Source organism: Marinobacter metalliresistant (genome assembly GCF_038098645.1).
Lineage (GTDB): Bacteria > Pseudomonadota > Gammaproteobacteria > Pseudomonadales > Oleiphilaceae > Marinobacter > Marinobacter metalliresistant.
This window is the reverse complement of sequence record NZ_CP101118.1, coordinates 2,670,272-2,688,985: the sequence shown is the minus strand read 5'-3', so window position 1 is coordinate 2,688,985 and position 18,714 is coordinate 2,670,272. Positions and strand designations below refer to the sequence as shown.

At 58.9% G+C, this 18,714-nt stretch carries 20 protein-coding genes and 1 tRNA gene; 11 read left to right on the top strand and 10 right to left on the bottom strand.

Translation table 11 applies throughout. From position 1 onward, the window contains the following. The first annotated feature begins 145 nt into the window (after positions 1-145). The 7 genes from NLK58_RS12645 (at position 146) to NLK58_RS12615 (ending at position 6,498) form a co-directional block, all read left to right on the top strand. Entirely contained in the window at positions 146-571 is a 426-nt protein-coding gene (locus tag NLK58_RS12645; RefSeq protein ID WP_341580899.1) for a MarR family transcriptional regulator, read from the top strand. Positions 572-574: 3 nt separating this feature from the next. Beyond that, positions 575-1,966, top strand: a complete 1,392-nt coding sequence (locus NLK58_RS12640) for an MDR family MFS transporter (RefSeq protein WP_341580898.1) — start codon at positions 575-577, stop codon at positions 1,964-1,966. Continuing rightward, the gene (locus NLK58_RS12635; protein WP_341580897.1) at positions 1,948-2,211 is read left to right on the top strand and encodes a TMEM165/GDT1 family protein; all 264 of its coding nucleotides are present in this window, start codon (positions 1,948-1,950) and stop codon (positions 2,209-2,211) included. The genes NLK58_RS12640 and NLK58_RS12635 overlap by 19 nt, the downstream gene beginning before the upstream one ends. A 69-nt stretch (positions 2,212-2,280) precedes the next feature. After that, complete coding sequence (locus NLK58_RS12630; RefSeq protein WP_341580896.1) at positions 2,281-3,351, top strand: L,D-transpeptidase family protein; 1,071 nt, start codon at positions 2,281-2,283, stop codon at positions 3,349-3,351. Positions 3,352-3,406: 55 nt separating this feature from the next. Then, the gene (locus tag NLK58_RS12625; RefSeq protein WP_341580895.1) at positions 3,407-4,159 is read left to right on the top strand and encodes an SDR family oxidoreductase; all 753 of its coding nucleotides are present in this window, start codon (positions 3,407-3,409) and stop codon (positions 4,157-4,159) included. 26 nt (positions 4,160-4,185) lie between these two features. Continuing rightward, positions 4,186-5,670: a nodulation protein NfeD gene (locus NLK58_RS12620; protein ID WP_341580894.1), complete on the top strand. Its 1,485-nt coding sequence runs from the start codon at positions 4,186-4,188 to the stop codon at positions 5,668-5,670. A 39-nt stretch (positions 5,671-5,709) separates the two neighbouring features. Continuing rightward, on the top strand, positions 5,710-6,498 hold the full coding sequence (locus tag NLK58_RS12615) for a slipin family protein (RefSeq protein ID WP_341580893.1): 789 nt from the start codon (positions 5,710-5,712) through the stop codon (positions 6,496-6,498). Between the two features lie 45 nt (positions 6,499-6,543). Here the strand turns inward: NLK58_RS12615 and NLK58_RS12610 are convergent, their stop codons facing one another. The 3 genes from NLK58_RS12610 to NLK58_RS12600 all read right to left on the bottom strand — a co-directional run bounded on the left by NLK58_RS12610 (position 6,544) and on the right by NLK58_RS12600 (position 9,426). Continuing rightward, the gene (locus NLK58_RS12610; RefSeq protein WP_117618850.1) at positions 6,544-6,825 is read right to left on the bottom strand and encodes an Lpp/OprI family alanine-zipper lipoprotein; all 282 of its coding nucleotides are present in this window, start codon (positions 6,823-6,825) and stop codon (positions 6,544-6,546) included. Positions 6,826-7,030: 205 nt separating this feature from the next. Continuing rightward, positions 7,031-7,594: a L,D-transpeptidase family protein gene (locus tag NLK58_RS12605; RefSeq protein ID WP_341580892.1), complete on the bottom strand. Its 564-nt coding sequence runs from the start codon at positions 7,592-7,594 to the stop codon at positions 7,031-7,033. Between the two features lie 107 nt (positions 7,595-7,701). Beyond that, positions 7,702-9,426: a potassium/proton antiporter gene (locus NLK58_RS12600; RefSeq protein WP_341580891.1), complete on the bottom strand. Its 1,725-nt coding sequence runs from the start codon at positions 9,424-9,426 to the stop codon at positions 7,702-7,704. A 70-nt stretch (positions 9,427-9,496) separates the two neighbouring features. On the opposite strand from NLK58_RS12600, the gene NLK58_RS12595 reads away from it, so the two are divergent. Beyond that, positions 9,497-9,570: transfer RNA gene (locus tag NLK58_RS12595), tRNA-Gly, on the top strand. A gap of 24 nt (positions 9,571-9,594) precedes the next feature. Here the strand turns inward: NLK58_RS12595 and NLK58_RS12590 are convergent. From NLK58_RS12590 to NLK58_RS12580, 3 genes are all read right to left on the bottom strand, one after another. Then, positions 9,595-10,905 carry an NAD(P)/FAD-dependent oxidoreductase gene (locus tag NLK58_RS12590; RefSeq protein ID WP_341580890.1) on the bottom strand — a complete coding sequence of 437 codons (1,311 nt, stop codon included), beginning with the start codon at positions 10,903-10,905 and terminating at the stop codon, positions 9,595-9,597. Between the two features lie 148 nt (positions 10,906-11,053). Then, on the bottom strand, positions 11,054-11,659 hold the full coding sequence (locus NLK58_RS12585; protein WP_117618846.1) for a TetR/AcrR family transcriptional regulator: 606 nt from the start codon (positions 11,657-11,659) through the stop codon (positions 11,054-11,056). A gap of 70 nt (positions 11,660-11,729) precedes the next feature. Beyond that, positions 11,730-13,838, bottom strand: coding sequence for a 4Fe-4S binding protein (locus NLK58_RS12580; protein WP_341580889.1), 2,109 nt, complete (start codon positions 13,836-13,838; stop codon positions 11,730-11,732). Positions 13,839-13,947: 109 nt separating this feature from the next. Between NLK58_RS12580 and yghU the strand changes: the two genes are divergently transcribed. Beyond that, positions 13,948-14,820 carry a glutathione-dependent disulfide-bond oxidoreductase gene (gene yghU / locus NLK58_RS12575; RefSeq protein ID WP_117618844.1) on the top strand — a complete coding sequence of 291 codons (873 nt, stop codon included), beginning with the start codon at positions 13,948-13,950 and terminating at the stop codon, positions 14,818-14,820. A gap of 6 nt (positions 14,821-14,826) precedes the next feature. Here yghU and NLK58_RS12570 read toward each other — a convergent pair whose 3' ends face one another. From NLK58_RS12570 to NLK58_RS12560, 3 genes are all read right to left on the bottom strand, one after another. Then, the gene (locus tag NLK58_RS12570; RefSeq protein ID WP_162893729.1) at positions 14,827-15,003 is read right to left on the bottom strand and encodes a hypothetical protein; all 177 of its coding nucleotides are present in this window, start codon (positions 15,001-15,003) and stop codon (positions 14,827-14,829) included. Between the two features lie 101 nt (positions 15,004-15,104). After that, positions 15,105-15,848, bottom strand: a complete 744-nt coding sequence (locus tag NLK58_RS12565; protein WP_117618843.1) for a spermidine synthase — start codon at positions 15,846-15,848, stop codon at positions 15,105-15,107. 6 nt (positions 15,849-15,854) lie between these two features. Further along, positions 15,855-16,187 (bottom strand): ankyrin repeat domain-containing protein, encoded by a 333-nt coding sequence (locus tag NLK58_RS12560; protein WP_117618842.1) that lies wholly within the window; start codon positions 16,185-16,187, stop codon positions 15,855-15,857. A gap of 114 nt (positions 16,188-16,301) precedes the next feature. Here NLK58_RS12560 and NLK58_RS12555 point away from each other — a divergent pair, with 114 nt between their 5' ends. Beyond that, positions 16,302-16,925 (top strand): YbhB/YbcL family Raf kinase inhibitor-like protein, encoded by a 624-nt coding sequence (locus NLK58_RS12555; protein ID WP_117618841.1) that lies wholly within the window; start codon positions 16,302-16,304, stop codon positions 16,923-16,925. A gap of 29 nt (positions 16,926-16,954) precedes the next feature. On the opposite strand, the gene NLK58_RS12550 is transcribed toward NLK58_RS12555, so the two are convergent. Then, positions 16,955-18,082: a substrate-binding domain-containing protein gene (locus NLK58_RS12550; protein ID WP_117618840.1), complete on the bottom strand. Its 1,128-nt coding sequence runs from the start codon at positions 18,080-18,082 to the stop codon at positions 16,955-16,957. Positions 18,083-18,164: 82 nt separating this feature from the next. Here NLK58_RS12550 and NLK58_RS12545 point away from each other — a divergent pair, with 82 nt between their 5' ends. After that, positions 18,165-18,701 (top strand): formate dehydrogenase subunit gamma, encoded by a 537-nt coding sequence (locus tag NLK58_RS12545; RefSeq protein ID WP_341580888.1) that lies wholly within the window; start codon positions 18,165-18,167, stop codon positions 18,699-18,701. Positions 18,702-18,714: the final 13 nt, after the last annotated feature.

The window sequence follows — 18,714 nt, the reverse complement described above, 5'->3', positions numbered from 1 at the left end:
TCCCCGATTTTGTTTTTACTTCCACATCTGTTTTTATTTCAATGATTAGCATACTATTGGTAACTTTCCGATATGTGGCTTATTGGCTGATTGCCGGTCTTTCCGAAGGCTTGACCTTGTCCCTTTTTGAACGGAGTGACGACAAATGAGAGAGCAGTTTCCTTTTGCGGTAGCCCGGGTTACCCGCCGCTGGAGAAAAATGCTGGATGAGCGCCTGAAGGATCTTGGCGTAACCCAGGCACGGTGGAGCACCATGGTGTATCTGGAGAAGGGCGGTGAAGGCCTGACCCAGCGTGAACTGGCCAGCCTCATGGCTATCGAGAATCCGACCCTGGTTCGGCTGCTGGACAGCCTGGAACAGCAGGGGCTGATTGAACGCCGGCCCTGCCCGAACGATCGCCGGGCCCGCCGCCTGCACCTGACGGACGCCGGCCGTGCCTTTATGGATGAGCTTTCCGGGCGAGCCGAGGTACTTCGGGAGGAAATGCTTGAGGGCATCAGCGACGAAGAGATCGAGTGTACCGTCAAGGTTTTCCACAAGATCCTGGAAAACGCTGAAAAGCAGAAGTAATCCTTGGCTGATAACTCGGTTGAGGGCCTGAAGGCCCGCTACGGGGATCGCTGGCGTTGGCTGGCACTGGCTACGGTGGTTACGGGCACCATGGCCACTGTTCTCAGCGCCACTGTGGTCAACGTGGCGCTTCACGACATCATGGTGGAGTTCGGTATCCGTCAGGGCCAGGTGCACTGGCTGGCAACCGGATTCATCGCCGCCATGACCACCACCATGCTCGCCTCTTCCTGGTTGCTGGATCATTTCGGGGTTCGAAAAACCCTGGCCACGGCCATGTTCCTGTTCACGCTGATTTCCCTTGCCGGTGGGTTCGCCAGCTCGCCGGAGCAATTGATTGTCGCGCGGATTGGTCAGGGCGCCATGGCCGGTCTGATGCAACCCATGGGGATGTACCTGGTGTTCCGTATTTTTCCCCGGAACCGGCGTGGTCAGGCCATGGGCATCTATGGCATGGGCGTGATCCTGGCGCCGGCTCTGGGTCCGGTACTGGGCGGCTTTCTGGTTGATCAGCTGAGCTGGCGATACGTGATGTTTGCCCCGGCTCCGGTGACGCTTGTGGGTGTCCTGATGGCATGGCGCTTTCTGCCTCTGCCAGTGTCGCGGCCGGCTCCCTACCCCTTTGATCTTCCCGGCCTGGCGTTGCTCGGGTTTACCATCGCACTGTCACTCGACACCCTGAACAGGCTGCAGCAGGCGGACGGACAGCAGGCATGGCTCGTGGCTGAGGCACTGTTGGCGATAGCAACCCTGTCGCTCTTCATCTTCCGGGAGCGGCGCATCCGGCACCCGTTGGTGAACATTAGCCTGTTGCGCAAGCCGGCCTTTCTCTATGCCTGTCTGGGTGCTATGGCACTGGGCCTTGCCCTGTTCGGATCCACCTACCTGATTCCCCTGTTTGTACAGACCGCCCTGGGGTTCACGGCGACAGAAGCCGGGTTGCTGATGTTGCCGGCCGGCATTGTCCTGGGCATGATTTTCCCCCTGGCGGGCCGTCTGGCGGACAAGCAGAGCGCCCGCAAGCTGGTTATCTTCGGCATTGCAGTATTTGCCCTGTCGGCGGCGCTGTTCGCCCTTTCGGATCTGGATCTGGCCTTTGGCTGGCTGGCCCTATGGGCAGTGCTGGGCCGGATCGGTATCGGCTTTATGCTTCCGGCACTGTCAACGGGTGCCCTGAATCCGCTGGAACCGCAGGAGCTGGGTGCCGGTTCCAGTACTCTCAATTTCATGCGACAGCTGGGCGGCGCCTTCGGCGTCAACTTGGTGGCGCTGACCATTGAGTTTGGTGAACACAGTGCGGGAATGCCCACGGTCAACGCCTTCCATTCGGCCTGGTGGCTGGTGGCGGTGTTTGTGGCGGTCGCGGCGATACCGGTATGGCGGATGCGGGTTTAGTTGCCATAGCGGAAACCGGTGACAAGGCCCAGGTGGCGACGGTTGTGCTCGCTGCTCGTGTCAGCAAGACCCGCTGGGTTATCCCGGGAGTCACGGTGGGGATGCTGCTGGCCAGCATACCGGTTATTATGACGGGGCGTTGGCTGACGGAACGGTTGCCCCTGGCCACGGCGCGAACTGGTGCGGGCGTTCTGTTTATTGCGCTTGCTGTAGTCACGGTATGGGCGACCTACGTGAACTCCTGACCTACGTGAACTCCTGAAGGTACCTGCTGTCATTACCCGGGTGCCCCTGATGCTTTCGGAACTTTGTTTATGTGGTTGAGATCTCTAGTGGTGTTTTTCCTGGCGCAGTTCCTGATGCTACCGGCACTTCAGGCTGCGGAACCTGCAGAAGGTGTGTCTGCACAGGGTGGAGAGAATGCCGGCGATCCCGAAAGCCCGGAAGCGCCGGACCGAAGCCCCCGTGTTCCGACCTTCCCGGTCCAGGGTGACCTGGCGGGACAGTTGGGAGTCTATGAAACCAGTTACGAGGATACCTTTGCGGCTATTGGTAACCGCTTGGCTATGGGGTATCTGGAGCTGGTGAAGGCCAACCCCGGCGTTGACCCCTGGCTGCCCGGCGAAGGCACCACCATTACCCTGCCGCGCCGGTACGTTTTGCCGGATGCCCGGCGTGAGGGGATTGTCATTAATCTGGCCGAATATCGCCTCTATTATTTTACCGACCAGGGCGTGCAGGTTTACCCGGTCGGAGTTGGTACCGCGGAAAATCCCTCACCCCTGACCGATGCGGAAGTGACCATGCCTCTGGAATCCCCTGCCTGGTATCCGCCGGCCAGTATCCGGGCCGAGTACGAGGCATCTGGTGATTATCTGCCCCGAATGATTCCCCCTGGTCCGGGGAATCCCCTGGGTACTCATGCCCTGTTGCTGAGTGAGAAGGGTTATCTGATTCACGGCACCAACAAAAAGTTTGGTGTGGGTATGCCCGTTAGCCACGGTTGTTTCCGGATGTATAACGAAGACATTTCAAGGTTCGTTTACCAGGTTGAAAAAGGCACGCCGGTTCAGGTAGTGCATGATGCCGTCAAGATCGGGTTTTCCGATGGCGAGGTCTGGCTCGAAGTGCACCGCCCCCATGAGGACTACAATAGTCAGGACCGGGACCGTTTGTGGCAGCAGGTATTTGCCGAAGTTGAGTCTTTCCGGGCAAACCATCCGGGGGTAGAGGTGAAGCGCAGCGCCATTGAGCTTGCCGTGGATCAGGCCGATGGCCTGCCCACCATGATTGGTGAACGGGTTACCCGGATGGCTGCGGACAGGACCGTTGACGAGAAAACGCCCGAATCCGAGAGCGAACCGGAACAGCGGCTTTACTTCTGAGGGGGAGCTTGCGGCCAGTCCAGTTCCCCACAATAATGAAAAACAGGGAGTGTCCATGAGTCAAACCATTCTGATTACCGGCGCCAGTTCCGGCCTGGGGGAAGGCATGGCACGCGAATTCGCGGCCCGCGGCGACAATCTGGCCCTGTGCGCCCGGCGCACCGATCGCCTGGAGAAGCTCAGGGAGGAACTTGGCCGGGAGTACCCAGGCATCACGGTGAGTCTTCGGGCTCTGGATGTGAACGATCATGATCAGGTGTTTTCGGTATTCAGGGCGTTTCGTGACGAGTTCGGTAGCCTGGAGCGGATTATTGTCAACGCCGGAATCGGTAAGGGGCAGCCATTGGGCACCGGCAAGTTCGATGCCAACCGGCAGACGGCGGAGACCAATTTCGTGGCGGCCCTCGCCCAGATGGAAGCGGCCATGGAGCTCTTCCGGGAACAGAACCGGGGCCATCTGGTCACCGTATCTTCAGTAACAGCCGTGCGGGGCCTGCCAGGGAATGTTACCACCTACGCGGCAACCAAGGCTGGTATTGCGGCTCTGTCCGAGGGGTTGCGCGTGGACCTCGCGAAAGCGAAATCCCCGATAAAGGTGACTACACTGTACCCAGGGTATATTCGAACCGAGATCAACGAGAAGGTCCGCAACACGCCCTTTATTGTTGATGCAAAAACAGGATGCAGGGCCATGGTCAAGGCGATTGAGTCGGGTAAGGACGAGTGTTTTGTGCCCACCTGGCCCTGGACTCCGATCGGATTTTTGCTTCGGCGTCTGCCGGTTTCGGTGCTCGCCCGAATATTCTGAATTTCTTCCGCATCCGGGGAGGCGTTATGCAGGTACACCGTGCCATGCGATCACAGAATCCCGCCCGTCTGCGGCTCTGGGCCCTGGTGCTGTTGACCGGTGTGCTTCTGGCACTGGCTTCTCTGGCGCACCAGGTCTTTGCCCAGCAGAAGTCGTCCGGCATCGCCCTGGTACTCACCGTTGAGGGCGCCATCGGCCCCGCGACCATGGACTATGTCACCCGAGGCATCCGCCGGGCTGAGTCCGAAGGCGCCGGCCTCGTTATTATCGAAATGGACACACCCGGCGGCCTGATGAACTCCATGCGGGACATCATCAAGGTCATCCTTGCCTCCGAAGTGCCCGTGGCTACCTATGTTTCTCCCCAGGGCGCCCGGGCAGCCAGCGCCGGCACCTACATTCTGTATGGCAGTCACATCGCCGCCATGGCACCGGCAACCAACCTGGGCTCGGCAACCCCGGTGCAGATGGGCGGCCTGCCGGGAAGTCAGGAGCCGGCCAGTGAACCTGCACCCAAAGACGCTGATGCCAAGGAGGGCGCTGAGTCCGGAGCTGAGTCGCCTGCTGCCGAAGAAAATGCCGGGGAAGAGAGCAACAAACGTCGTGGCACCACCGCCATGGAGCGCAAGGTGCTGGAAGATGCCGTCAGTTACATTCGCGGGCTCGCAGAGCGCCACGGCCGCAATGCCGACTGGGCAGAAGAGGCGGTGCGGGAAGCGGTGAATCTTGGTGCCGCCGAAGCGCTTGAGAAGAACGTCATAGACGTGGTTTCTCCGAATCTCCGGGATCTGCTTCAGCAAGTCGACGGCCGTCAGGTTGGCATGGCGTCGGGAGACATGACGCTGGCAACCGCAAATCTTGAAATTGTCCGCTCCCAGCCAGACTGGCGCACCCGCCTGCTGTCCGTGATCACCGATCCGAACGTCGCCTATTTCCTGATGATTATCGGGTTTTACGGCATTATTTTCGAACTGGCCAATCCCGGTGCCGTGGTGCCCGGCGTGATTGGCGCCATCAGTCTGATTCTTGCACTCTTCGCCTTCCAGGTGCTGTCGGTGAATTACGCCGGTCTGGCGCTGATTCTGCTCGGGTTGGCGTTTATCGTGGGTGAGGCCTTTGTGCCGAGTTTCGGAATACTGGGTGTCGGCGGGATTGTCGCCTTCGTGACCGGATCGGTCATCCTGATGGATGGCAGCCACCGGGATATCTCCCTGCCGACCATTGGCGGCACCGCCGTGGTTGCGGCCGGGTTTATCCTCTGGACGGTCACCCGGTTCATTGGTCTGCGCCGCAGGTCTCCGGTCAGTGGCACCGAGCAGTTAACCCACGAGGAGGGCGTGTCGCTGGACGATTTTTCAGGAGAACATGGTCACTACCGGGGGCACGTCAGACTCAGCGGTGAGCGGTGGAATGCCATAAGCGAGGAGCCCGTCAAAGAGGGCGACCGGGTCCGTGTTGCAGCAATCGAGGGTTTAACGGTAACCGTCAGGGTCATCCCGGAAAACGGCTGATCCGGCAAACAGAGTCTAACGGCAAAACAAGGAGGCCGTATGATTGGCGAACTGATTCCTTACCTTGCACCTATCGTGGTGTTATTACTGATTCTCGGCTCGGCCATCAAGATACTGCCGGAATATCAGCGTGGTGTGGTGTTTTTTCTGGGCCGGTTTCAGGGGGTGAAAGGCCCGGGCCTGATCATCATAATCCCGGGTATACAACAGATGGTGCGGGTTGACCTGCGGGTCATTGTACTGGATGTGCCCAGTCAGGACGTGATTTCCAAGGATAACGTCACGGTTCGGGTAAATGCCGTGCTCTATTATCGGGTAGTGGATCCGGAGCGAGCGATCATCCGGGTTGAGGATTTCGACTCGGCCACCAGCCAGCTGGCGCAAACGACACTGCGTTCGGTGCTGGGCAAGCATGATCTGGATGAAATGCTCTCGGAGCGGGACAAGCTGAATTCGGACATTCAGGAGATCATCGATTCCCAGACGGAGGAGTGGGGCATCAAGGTGGCCAATGTGGAAATCAAGCATGTGGACCTGAACGAATCCATGATTCGTGCTATCGCCCGTCAGGCAGAGGCCGAGCGTGAGCGGCGGGCCAAGGTCATTCACGCCGAAGGCGAATTGCAGGCGTCGAAGAAACTGGTAGAAGCGGCGGATGTGATGTCAGCGAATTCGGGGTCGATGCAGCTCCGGTACTTGCAGACGCTGGCGGACATGAGTAATACCAATACGGCCACCATCGTGTTTCCGCTGCCGATGGAACTGATGACAACGTTCCTGAAGGAGAACAAATCGGTGACTCCGGAAAACCCGGACGCCGAGGCATAAAAAAGGCCGGAAAACCCGGCCTTTTCAGCATCATCGGCGTGAGCCTTACTTCATGCTTGAGCGCTCGAGCATACGCTTGGCACGCTCGTTGGCTTCGTCAGCAGCCCTTTGAGCTGCCTTGGCTGCCGCCAGTGCTTCTTGCGCAGTCTGCTGGGCAGAGCGGGCAGTGCCGGCAGCGCTGTTCGCGGTGCTCAGTGCATTTTTAGCAGTGCTCTCAGCGGAGCTTGCTGTTGCATTTGCTTCGTCGACGGCACCCTGATCCGTCGTGGCACAGCCTGCAGTCAGAACAGTGGCCAGTGCAAGCCCGGCGATCGTCAGTTTACGCATTGTAAATCCCCTTATTGGTCGAGTTATTTCCTGTGATCCGAAAGTCAGTATAGACGACTTCCTGTCAACCTGCCCGATAGGTGCAATAGGCAACGACTACCGGAGTCGTTAAACAGTGTAAAACACTGTAAGGCAAAATGTTAACTCAGGATAGGTAAATATTCTTAGCTTATGACAACAACTTAATGCTGTTGCCAGACTTTCTTCAGGGATGAATGCTGATCGGGGTGCCGTTGGACACGAGTTGCCAGATTTCGTCTATCTCTTCGTTGGTAACGGCGATGCAGCCGTCGGTCCAGTCCAGGCCGCGGTAGGCAAACGCCATGTCTTCCTCGCCGTTCGGCAAGCCGTGAATCATGATGCTGCCACCGGGATCCAGCCCCCAGGCAGAAGCCAGCTCCCGGTCCCGCTCGCTGGGGTAGGAAATGTGGATGGATCTGTAGAAATCGCTTTCGGCGTTGCGCCAGTCCAGGGTGTAGTCGCCCTCCGGGGTCCGTTCGTCACCCTCATACAGCTTATGGCCTTCCGGGTTGTCGCCCAGGGAAATGCGATAACTGCGCACCACCTGATCCCCGCTCATGAGGTAAAGGCGCCGTTCACCCTTGCGAACCACGACCTTGCTGACATCCTGAATATCGACGGGGGTGTATGCGGTTTCTGCAGGCATCCGGGGGTCGGCTTTGGCCAGCAACTCCGTGGCCATAGCCTGAGGTGTCATTGCCAGCCAGAACAGGACCAAGGCGTAGAAAGCAGCGCGAGTAATCAGCATATCGTTAACTTACCAATGATTAATCTTTGTACAGGCGTTTTATACCATAGCCTGTCAGCGATCTGTTAAGGGGTTTTGTTAACTTTTTTAGCTATCCGGGTCGTCCCTCAGCTGTTTTGTGAACTGTCCATTTTAAGACCCACCTTGGTCACCTGGTCGGCACTGGTAGCCCTGGCAACCAGTGTAACCGGCCCAAGGGTTACGATATCCCCAACAACCGGGTGCCCCTTGGTCCGTCTGGTGAAGCACTCGGCCAGGGACAGTTCCGGGGGCAGTTCGTCGAACTCGATGCCGTAGACCTGCTCCACGTCCCCCAGCAGGGCATCGCCATTGAGAACGAAATCACCAAAGAATGCCCGCTCGGCAAGGTATTTGGGGGCATGGCGGCCGCTGAGTGCCTTACCGAGCTCCGGCAACACGCCGGGCGTGGCAAACATCGCCACCATATCGCCACTGGCCACTTCCAGATCCCCTTTTGGTTGCAGGCAGACCCGATTGCGGAAAACACCGGCCACCGCCGTGTTTTCCGGAAATCGCAGCTGGCTCAGACGGCGCGGTGTCTCCCAGCTCTTGCCGCGCAGGGGAAACAGCATCAGTTCGTGATCACCCGCCGCAGGGGCATCCAGGGGCAGCCGGCGATAGGGGTCCTCTCCGGCAGGAACCTCCAGGCGCAGTTTACGGGCCAGGGGCGCCATGGTGGTTCCCTGAACCAGCAGGGAAACAAGGACAATGAAGAAGGCCGCATGGAACACCAGCTGCGCCTCCGGCAGGTCCGCGATGATCGGGAACAGGGCCAGGACGATCGGAACCGCCCCGCGCAGGCCAACCCAGCTGATAAAAATCAGCTCCCGCCGGTTAAAGGCAAACGGCCAGAGCGTGAGCATAACCGTGAGTGGGCGAATGACAAAGATCAGGGCGAGTGCCAGCACCAGGCCACCACCGGCCAGCGGAATCAGATCGGACGGATTGACCAGCAAGCCGAGCATCAGGAACAGGCAAAGCTGTGCCAGCCAGGCGAGGCCATCGTGGACCTGCAGGATCATCGGCATCATCCGTACATGGCGGTTGCCGATCACCACACCTGTCAGGTAAATCGCCAGGAAGCCACTGCCTCCCAGGGCGTTGGTGGCGGAAAATACCGAAATGCCGGCAGCGGCCACCAGCAGCGGATATAAAGAGGGTGTCAGGCGAATGCGGTTGGCCAGCTCCACTACGGCAAAGCCGCCAAGAATGCCCGCTATACCTCCAATTCCGAACTGTTTGACCAGCATGGTCAGCGCTGCCCAGCCGGCCTGGTCGCCGGTATTGCCAATCAGGGTAACCAGCATCAGGGTCAGAAAAATGGCCATTGGATCGTTGCTGCCGGATTCAATTTCCAGGGTGGCGCTGACCCGCTCATTCAGGTGCAGGCCGCGGCCCTGAAGCAGGGAGAAAACGGCGGCGGCATCGGTGGAGGAAATGATGGCACCGATCAGCAACGCAGTCAGCCAGTGCAGGTCAAATACCCACCAGGCGACAACGGCAGCGCCCGCGGCTGTCATGGCCACCCCCAGCGTTGCCAGCACCAGGGCGGGTTTCAGACCTACCCGAAAGGTTTCTGAACGGGTACGCATGCCGCCATCCAGCAGGATGACGCCCAAGGCCAGGTTGGCAATCACGAACGCCAGTTCAAAATCATTGAACTCGATTCCGCCCGGGCCGTCCTCGCCCATCATCATGCCCACGATCAGGAATATCAGCAGCACAGGCATACCCACCCGGCTGGAAAGCGGGCTGAGCACAATGCTGATGACCAGCATCAGGGCACCGAGCAGGGTCAGGGTGGGGTCCATTTATTCTCCAGACAGAATCCTTGCCCATAACCGGGCTGACCGCTTATATTGCTCACGCGGCCATTGTTTTGCGGGTGTAGTTCAATGGTAGAACGGCAGCTTCCCAAGCTGCATACGAGGGTTCGATTCCCTTCACCCGCTCCATTGCCTCTCCGGCCGGTTTCCTTTCTAGTGTAGTTTGAGACGCGGGTGCATGGCACGGCTGATTTTGTCCATCAGCCAGATGATGCCGGTGCGGAGCATGCCGTGCAGCGCCACCTGGTGCATCCGGTAAAGCGACAAATAAAACAGGCGCGCAACCTTGCCTTCAATATACATGCTGCGGCCTGACAGATTGCCCATGAGGTTGCCAACGGTGGTATAGCGGCTGAAGTTGATCAGTGAACCATGATCGTTGTAAACGAATGGCACAGCTTCGCCGTTCTCAAGCCGGTTGCACAGGGTCTTGAACAGGGTGTCGGCTTGCTGGTGGGCAGCCTGGGCCCGGGGCGGTACCGGCCGGTCTGAATCCGGTTGCGGGCAGGCGGCGCAGTCACCGAGGGCGAAGACATCGGTGTCCTGGGTAGTCTGCAGGGTCTGCTCCACCACCAACTGGTTGCTGCGGTTCACCTCCAGGCCGTCCAGCTCGGCCAGGAACGCCGGGGCCTTGATTCCGGCTGCCCAGATGGTCATCTCGGCGGGCAGCTCGGTGCCGTCCTTCATGATAATGCTGGCCTCCCGGACCTCGCTGACCGGCTGGCCGGTGAGTACCTGTACATTCTGGTGCTCCAGCTCTCGCGTGGCCGCGGCCGAGAGCCGGGCTGGCAGTGCCGGCAGGATGCGGTCAGCGGCTTCGATCACACTGATCGAGACGTCGGATGCCTGCAGGTGATTCATTCCGTACACCGGCAGCTCCCGGGACGCCAGGCGAAGTTCTGCCGCCAGTTCCACTCCGGTGGCGCCGGCGCCGATAATACTGATGTTCAGGGTGTGCTCTGCACCTTGCAGTGCCTTGTGATTCTTGCGCAGGAAGGCATTGAGCATGAGCTTGTGGAAGCGCCTGGCCTGTTTCAGGCTGTCGAGGAACAGACAGTTGTCCTGGGCGCCGGGCGTACCGAAATCATTGGCGGTGCTGCCCACGGCGATGACCAGGGTGTCGTAGCTGATGTGGCGCTCGGGCACCACTTCTGCGCCTTCTTCGTCGTGAAACGGAGCAATGACCAGTTTTTTGGCGGTGCGGTCCAGCCCGCTCATGCGCCCGAGCTGGAATTCGTAGTAATGCTTCCTGGCATGGGCGCGGTAGTTGATCTCGTTGGCGTTGGCGTCCAGGGAACCGGAGGCGACTTCGTGAAGGAGGGGTTTCCAGACATGGGTGAGCCCGGCATCCACCAGGGTAATTCTGGCCCTGCGCTTCTTTCCCAGTTTGTCGCCCAGGCTGGTTACCAGCTCAAGACCACCAGCGCCGCCGCCAACCACAACAATATGATGAAGTTTGTCCATAGCAATCAGACCTGTAAGTGAAGAAAGCCAAGCGCTCTGCAGGCAAAACGCTTGGCTGTCCTCACTGGGGAACCGATGAAAGATAGGGTGCTAATGCTACCGCAGTGTCGCTACCTTCAGCCCCGCCCCGCCCCCGGGGCCGGTAAACCTAGTGGTGGGTGCGGTAACAGTCCAGAATAGCTGCCATGTCGTCGCCGAGCTCCTTTATGGTCTGGGCCTCAAGCTTGCGCTCACCCATGGATCGGAGCCCCATAATCTGGGCCTGAAGCAGCCGGGCAAGGCGCCGGCAATCCACCGATTGCACCAGCTCGCCCCTTGCCCTGGCCTGTTCCAGCAGTTCCGTAATGGACTGCTCGATGGCAGCAAGAATGCTGTTGGCCTGGGCGGCCAGGGCCAGGTGAGTGTTGCTGGATTCCAGCAGTGTTTTCACGATCATGCACGCCCGGGAGGGTGGTGTATCTTCACCGCCACAACTGCAGGCGATGCCGCGCAGGTAGTCCTGTAGCCCGTCAACGATGGACTCGTACCCTTTAAGGTGGGCCGCCAGTTCAAGCCCCCCCTGTTCGGCGTAGGCCGCCAGGGCTTCTGAAAACAGGCCATCCTTACTGCCGAACGTAGCGTAAATACTGCCCGGGCGCATATCAAGGGCCTGCTCAATCTGTTTCATGGAGCTGCCGTGGTAGCCTTTCTCCCAGAACAGTCCCACCGCTTTTTCCAGAGCGATTTTTCTGTCGTAGCGTGCATGTCTGGCCATAACAACGAATCACCAATACCGTGTTTTGAATGACTGCTCAATTATAGCTTGAGTAATCAATCAATAACAGTCAGCTGGCGTCGGTTGCCAGAATGTTTTCCTGCCTTGCCCGTTTCCTGTTTTCGAGCCGCTTGTCGACGCAGGCTTCCTCATCCCGCAGGATAACGACGCACTCCAGGCACTGAATGCACTCATCGTAGTCTACCCGGCCGTCCTTGCGGATGGCGTTGATGCCGCAGGCGTTTTTGCAGTGCTGACAGGGATTGCCGCAGAGCTCGACCCGGTCCAGCCAGCTGAACAGCCGGAGACGGCCCAGCACCGCAAGGCCTGCCCCGAGCGGGCACAGGTAGCGGCAGTAGAACTTGTGAATGAACATGCCGGTCACCAGCAGGCCAACGGCGTAAACCACGAATGGCCAATAGCGAACGAAGAGCAGCGTAATGCTGGTTTTGAAGGGCTCCACTTCCGCCAGTTGCCCGGCCAGGGTGAGAGAATAGAACGCAGTACCTACCAGTCCCAGCAGAATCGGGTATTTGATCAGGATCAGGCGCCTGTGCCAGTGCTCGGGTATTCTGGCCTGACGGAATTTCAGTTTTTCCCCGAGCCAGGCGGCCATTTCCTGAAGGGCCCCGAACGGGCACAGCCAGCCGCAGAACAGGCCCCGGCCCCAGATAAACAGGGTGATAAAGGTATAGACCCAGAGAATGAAAATCACCGGGTCGAGCAGGAAAACATTCAGGGAAAAACCGTCCCAGATGGCCAGGAACAGGGTATAGACGTTGACGACCGAAAGCTGGCCCTGTGCATAAAAGCCGATAAAGAACAGAGTAAAAAACAGGAATCCCCAACGGAAACGGTGCACCAGTCTCGGGTGCCGGCTCAGTGTTCTCTGTTTGGCGAAGAACATTGTCAGTAATGCCAGGCTCAGAACCAGCAGCGAGATCTGCCACCAGCGTTCTTTCCAGAGGCCGACCCACACCGGTTCCCGCATATCCCGGGGGTTGGGGGCAACCTCAACGGTTTCAAACAGCGAATCATTGAATTTGACAGGTATTGTCAGTGAGGTGCTATCTACCATCAGATGGTTTCGGGCCAGCGCCACGTTGAGTTTGAGGCTGGCCTGGGCGCCGGGGTTGAAGCCGGCGTTACCGCCGACGCGGAACAGGTGGCGGGCCTCAAACGAGGGGATGCCGGCAGCATGGAAGTCCAGATCCTGATCAAGCAGGTTCAGATCCCGCATTTCAACGGCCAGGTTGTTCTGGATAAGGCCGATCCGGTCCGGTGAGCTGCCTGGGACAAACTCTTCGGACACATGGGGAAACACACCACGGGACATAACAGCGAGCACCTGGGCGTTGTCATCGAGCCTTTGCATTAGTCGCTGGTAGCCTTCGTTACCCAACAGGTTACGCCCGACCATGGGCGAGTTGATATAACCGAAGAACAGCTCGCTGAAGGGCTCACCCCCGGCGGGCTCGATATCCACCGGATAGTCGCTGAGCGGCCGCCCGAGCGCCGCTTCAATGGCCTCTCCTGAGGCCTGCCAGTGGCCGATAAAGCCACGGTCCACCAGCTGCTGCCAGGACAGGGGCTCGAAGAACTCCGGTTTCGCCCGCGTCGGGGCGCTCTGGGCAAAACCTTCGAGTTTGGTGCGGGCGACTTTCAGCGCCGAGGAAAGCACGGTGTCGTTGATGATCAGTACCGACACGGTGGCCTTGCTGACGCCGTCAAAGTGCACCACACTGCCGTCGCTGGTACGCCCGGACCGGCTGGAATTTGAGGTGCTGACAATAATCTGTTCCCGAAGTGAACGGCCTTCGTACTGGTCTACAAAGGCGAACAGGGGTTCTTCACCCAGCCCGTGCAGGAAGACCGGCTCGTGGTGGTTCAGCACCTTTACGCCGGTAAACCGACCCTTGGTGTCCAGGCCAATCAGCAGACTGATGGGTTTGCCGGCGAAGCCCTGGAGACGGCTGTGGTCCACGGACTCGTAGGCATAACCCAGCAGCTCCTGGAGTTGATACACCGGGTACACGGGAAAGTCCGGCAACTTGTCTTGAATCACGGTTGCCGAGGGGAACAGCTCCCGGATCATTGCCCGCTTGCTGTCCGACAATTCCGCGTCGGCTGCGGGCAAGATAAACAGACAGGTGAAAAGGAGCACAATGCGCCCCGCCATGGAGTACTCCTGTGGTTCTTTTTGTCTGATCTTCCATGCTAGAGTTTTCGGCCCCGGGCTCAATGCGACCTCGGAACCAGCTGACTGCTACTTTGTGAGGAGAAATGCCATGACCGACGCTACCTACGCACCACCGAAAGTCTGGAAATGGGACTCCGAGAGCGGGGGTAGATTTGCCAACATCAATCGCCCCATCGCCGGGCCCACCCATGACAAGGAACTGCCGGTTGGCAAACACCCGTTGCAGCTCTATTCGCTGGCGACACCCAACGGCGTGAAGGTCACCGTGATGCTGGAGGAGCTTCTGGCGCAGGGGTTTGAAGGGGCGGACTATGACGCCTGGCCGATCCGGATTACCGAAGGTGAGCAGTTTGGCAGCGGCTTTGTTGAGGTGAATCCCAACTCCAAGATTCCGGCACTCATGGACCACAGCTCCGATCCTGCGATCCGGGTGTTCGAATCCGGCTCGATCCTGCTGTACCTGGCGGAAAAATTCGACGCCTTCCTGCCCAGGGACATTGTCCGGCGCACAGAAACCCTGAACTGGCTGTTCTGGCAGATGGGCAGCGCCCCCATGCTCGGTGGCGGCTTCGGTCACTTCTATGCCTACGCGCCGGAGAAGTACGAATACCCGATCAACCGTTACGCCATGGAGGTCAAGCGCCAGCTGGATGTCCTGGACCGTCAGCTGGCAAATAGCCGCTATATCGCCGGTGATGAGTACACCATTGCCGATATGGCGATCTGGCCCTGGTACGGCGCCCTGGTGAAGAACAAGGTTTATGAGGCTGCCGAGTTCCTGGAAGCTCACACCTATGCCCATGTTCTCCGGTGGACGGACGAGATCGCCCAGCGGCCGGCGGTCAAGCGCGGGCGCATAGTGAACCGCACCTGGGGCGAGCCGAATACACAGCTGCACGAACGGCACGATGCCAGTGATTTCGAGACCCGGACCCAGGACAAAATCGGGGATGGCGAATGAAGATTGCTATCCCTTGCTTTCCTTTGCCTTCTGAATGGCTTCCAGTTTCTCGTGCAACAGGGCTTCCAGCTTGATCAGCTGCGCCCGGTTCTTTTCATTTGGCCGGTTGGTGTACAGGTCAACGTAGGTTTTGGTGACCTCGCTCAGCACCGGGTGGAGCTTCTTGTAGTCTTCCTCGCTCATGGCAGCACTCCCTACAGGTTTCTGTGAGTTCCTTACAACAAACTATGGTGCATCCTCACCAATCCTCAAGGATTGAGATCAAATCCCGGGTAGTTTCCTGCTCACTCGAGGCGACTGACCTTGGCCATAAGGCGGCGCCAGTCGATCGGTAGCCGGGTTTCCAGCTCCGCCAGAATCGGGTCTTTTGAGTGGACTGACTGGAAATGCTGTTTACTGGCGTAAATGACTGTGTTGTTGCTCTTGCTTTTGAACATCAGCAACACGGTGAAGTGTTTCTTCAGTTGCCTGAAATACAGCCCCTCGACATCCGGCGTGCGATGGTAATTCAGCACCAGCCAGCCATTGCTGCCTAGCACCCTGGCGCAGTCATCCACGAAGTGTCTCTGGGCCTGGGCGGGGCTCATACGGTCGGCGTTATAAAGATCAGCCAGGATCATGCCGGTGCTGGCGTCTGGCAGTTTTTCCAGCGCATTGCGGGCATCGGCGATGGTGACTTCAAGGCGATTGCTGACGGGCAGGTCAAAGAATTCCCGGGCGGTATCGAGAACCGCCTGCCGGAGTTCCACGGCGTGAATCCGGCATTCCGGGTAAAGATGATGGAAAGCGCTGGCCATAACGCCCCCGCCGAGGCCGAGGATGGTGACATGGCTGGGAGGGGCAAAAGCCGCTGGTAACAGCATGGCCCGATTGTATTCGTGCACCGGGAGATGCGGATAGCGCCGGTCGATCTTGCTCTGCTCGAACACCGAATTGAAGGTGAGTACCCGGTGCTTGCGGTAGTCGATCACCAGAATACTTCCAAGGGCATCCCGGGTGTGATGAATAATCTCGCCCTTGTTGAACATTGCGGGTTACTGGTTCGAGTCGCTGATCAGGCTCCGGACGCTGTCCGTTTTCGCCAGTGTGAGCGCGGTCTCACCCTCGTTATTCCGGGCCCCGGGATCAGCCCCTTTCTCCAGTAGCAGGCGGACCGTCTCGGAATGACCGTTCCGGCTGGCGAGCATCAGCAGGCTTTCGCCCTCGCTGGTGCGCATGTTAACCGGTACGCCGGCATCCAGCATCACGCTGAGCGGGCCGGCACCGCCATTGCGCGCGAGATCGAAAATACCCTGGGCAAAGGCAACGGCGTCCTCATCCTTCTGGTTGGCGGGCTTTTGCGGCTGGCCGGGTTTCTGGTGGCTCATCAGGGCTCCATGGTCAGGTCAGTTGATTTTGTGTTACAACCTATTATCACAGAACGGGCTCATTCCAGACACCGTCAGAGAGCCAAAGGCCAACGATTAACAGGAGGCAAAGCCGTGAAACTGAAGGTTCAAGGCATTGAAGAAGGCCAGCCGATTCCGGAGAAATTCGCGTTCGGGGTCTACAGCGAAGAGGATCACATGAGCTTCGGGCCCAATCGGAACCCCGAGATGGTCTGGGAAGATACGCCGGAAGGCGCAAAAAGCTTTGTGGTAATGGTGTTTGATCCGGATGTGCCCAGCGTGGCGGATGATGTTAACCAGGAAGGTAAAACCGTCTCCAAAGACATTCCGCGGGTCGACTTTTTCCACTGGCTGCTGGTGGATATCCCGGCCAGTATTACCCGGATTCCGGAGGGCGAGGACAGTGATGGCGTGATCCCCAAGGGCAAGGATCCCGGTCCGGGGCCCATCGGTGTCCGTGGTGTCAACACTTACACCCAGTTCCTGGCCGGCAACCCGGACATGGCAGGCACCTATGCCGGTTATGACGGTCCCTGTCCGCCGTGGAACGATGAAATCATTCACCACTACCATTTTGAAGTGCACGCACTGGATGTGGACAGTCTGGGCCTTGAGGGCGAGTTTGATGGTAACGACGTGCGCGAGGCGATGGCCGGCCACGTACTGGCCAGTACCCGGGTAACCGGTACCTACACATTGAATCCCGACCTCCGTTAACTCCCCGATTTAGCTGTTCCCTGTCAAGGTTATTGCCGGAACCCTTCTGCTTTGGTTCCGGCACCCTCCGATTCCTGATTATCTGAATCCCCGGCGATCAGCGCCTCGAAGGTGGTAATTTCGCCGGGGTTGTCCGGAGCGTAACCGGGCAGCTCCTGCAGACGCCCAATGAACGGTTCGGACCGCATCAGGCCAATAAGGCGAGAGAGGTTTGTCTGATTCAGCCGGTCCTCCCGGCACAGCAGGAGGTAGTGTTCCCGGGCCAGCTCGACAAAGGTCAGGCCGAATTGCCGGGCGGCGGCTTCAACGCCAAAACCGACGTCCGCCATGCCGGCGGCCACAAAGGCGGCAACGGCGGTGTGGGTGAATTCCTGCTGGGGTGACCGGTTAATGGCGTCTTCGGCCAGGCCCTGCTGCTTGAGCAGCAGGTTAAACAGAATTCGGGTGCCGGAATGGCGGTCCCGGCCGATGAAGCGCAACTGAGAATCGGCAAGATCGTGCAGGCTTTGGATCCGGTTTTGTTGGTTCTTCCGGAACATCAGCCCCTCCCGGCGGGTGACGAAGCGGATCAGCTTCAGGTTGTTGCCGGATAAATGATGGCGATAGTGGGCGAGAATTTCCCGGGCCCGTTCCGGGCAAGTGGGGAAATGGAAACTGGCCAGGTCGCATTCACCGTTGTTGAGTGCCGACAGGGCCTCTTCCGGATTGCGGTACTGGAGGTTGATCTCCAGCTGGTCCGGGAACTCCGGTAACAGGGCCACGGCGTATCCGTGGCTGGCATGCAGGCGCAGGACCGGGTGGCTGCCGGCCAGAAGCTGCTGGACCTGGTCATTGAGTTCCGAGGCCATGCTGTCGATCTGAGGCCCCAACCGGGCCTTGACCCGGTGATCGGCCCAGAGCAGCTTTTCGCCGAGGTCCGACAGGCTGGTGCCCTGGCCCTTGCGCATGATGACCAGGGGCAGGCCGAAGACATGGGTGGCACGGTTAAGCAGGTTCCAGGCGTGCCGATAGGAGATGCCGGCCGCCTCGGCGGCGACGGTGAGTTTGCCGGTGTCGCGGATACTTTCGAGCAGGCGGAACAGAACCGGCTCGAACAGTTCACCGTCCTCGGTCCGGAAGACCCAGGCGGGAGATATGTTGAGCTTCTTGGTATGCATTTCAGTTCATATTCCGTGGTCACGAATTGGGTGCTAGCGTAGTGCTAGAACTGTACCAGAACAAAAACAGACAGGAACAGTCATGCATATGTCAGAGCAGATAAATCAACAACCGGGTGGCTCCACCAGGCCCAGCGCCGGCGACTGGACACCTGACATGATCCGGGACGAAGTGGACGCACTGAAGCACAAACCCGGCGCCCTGCTTCCCATTCTTCACGCTGTCCAGAACCGGATCGGCTACATTCCCGAAGGCGCGGTAGCCATCATTGCCGGGATGCTGCAACAGACCCGGGCCGAAGTGCACGGGGTAATCAGCTTCTACCATCATTTCCGCACTCACCCGGTGGGCAGCAAGGTCATCCATGTTTGCCGGGCAGAAGCCTGCCAGGCCATGGGTGGCCGCGCTCTGGAAGACCATATCAAGTCGCGGCTGGGTGTGGATTACCACGGCACCACCGCCGATAACGAATTTACCCTGGAGCCGGTGTATTGCCTGGGCAACTGCGCCTGTGCACCGTCCATTCGCGTGAACGACGATATCCATGGCCGGATTACCCCGCAGAAGTTTGACCGCCTGGCGGACAAGCTCACCACCTCCGCGCTGGACATCCGGTAATCACAGGAGCCTT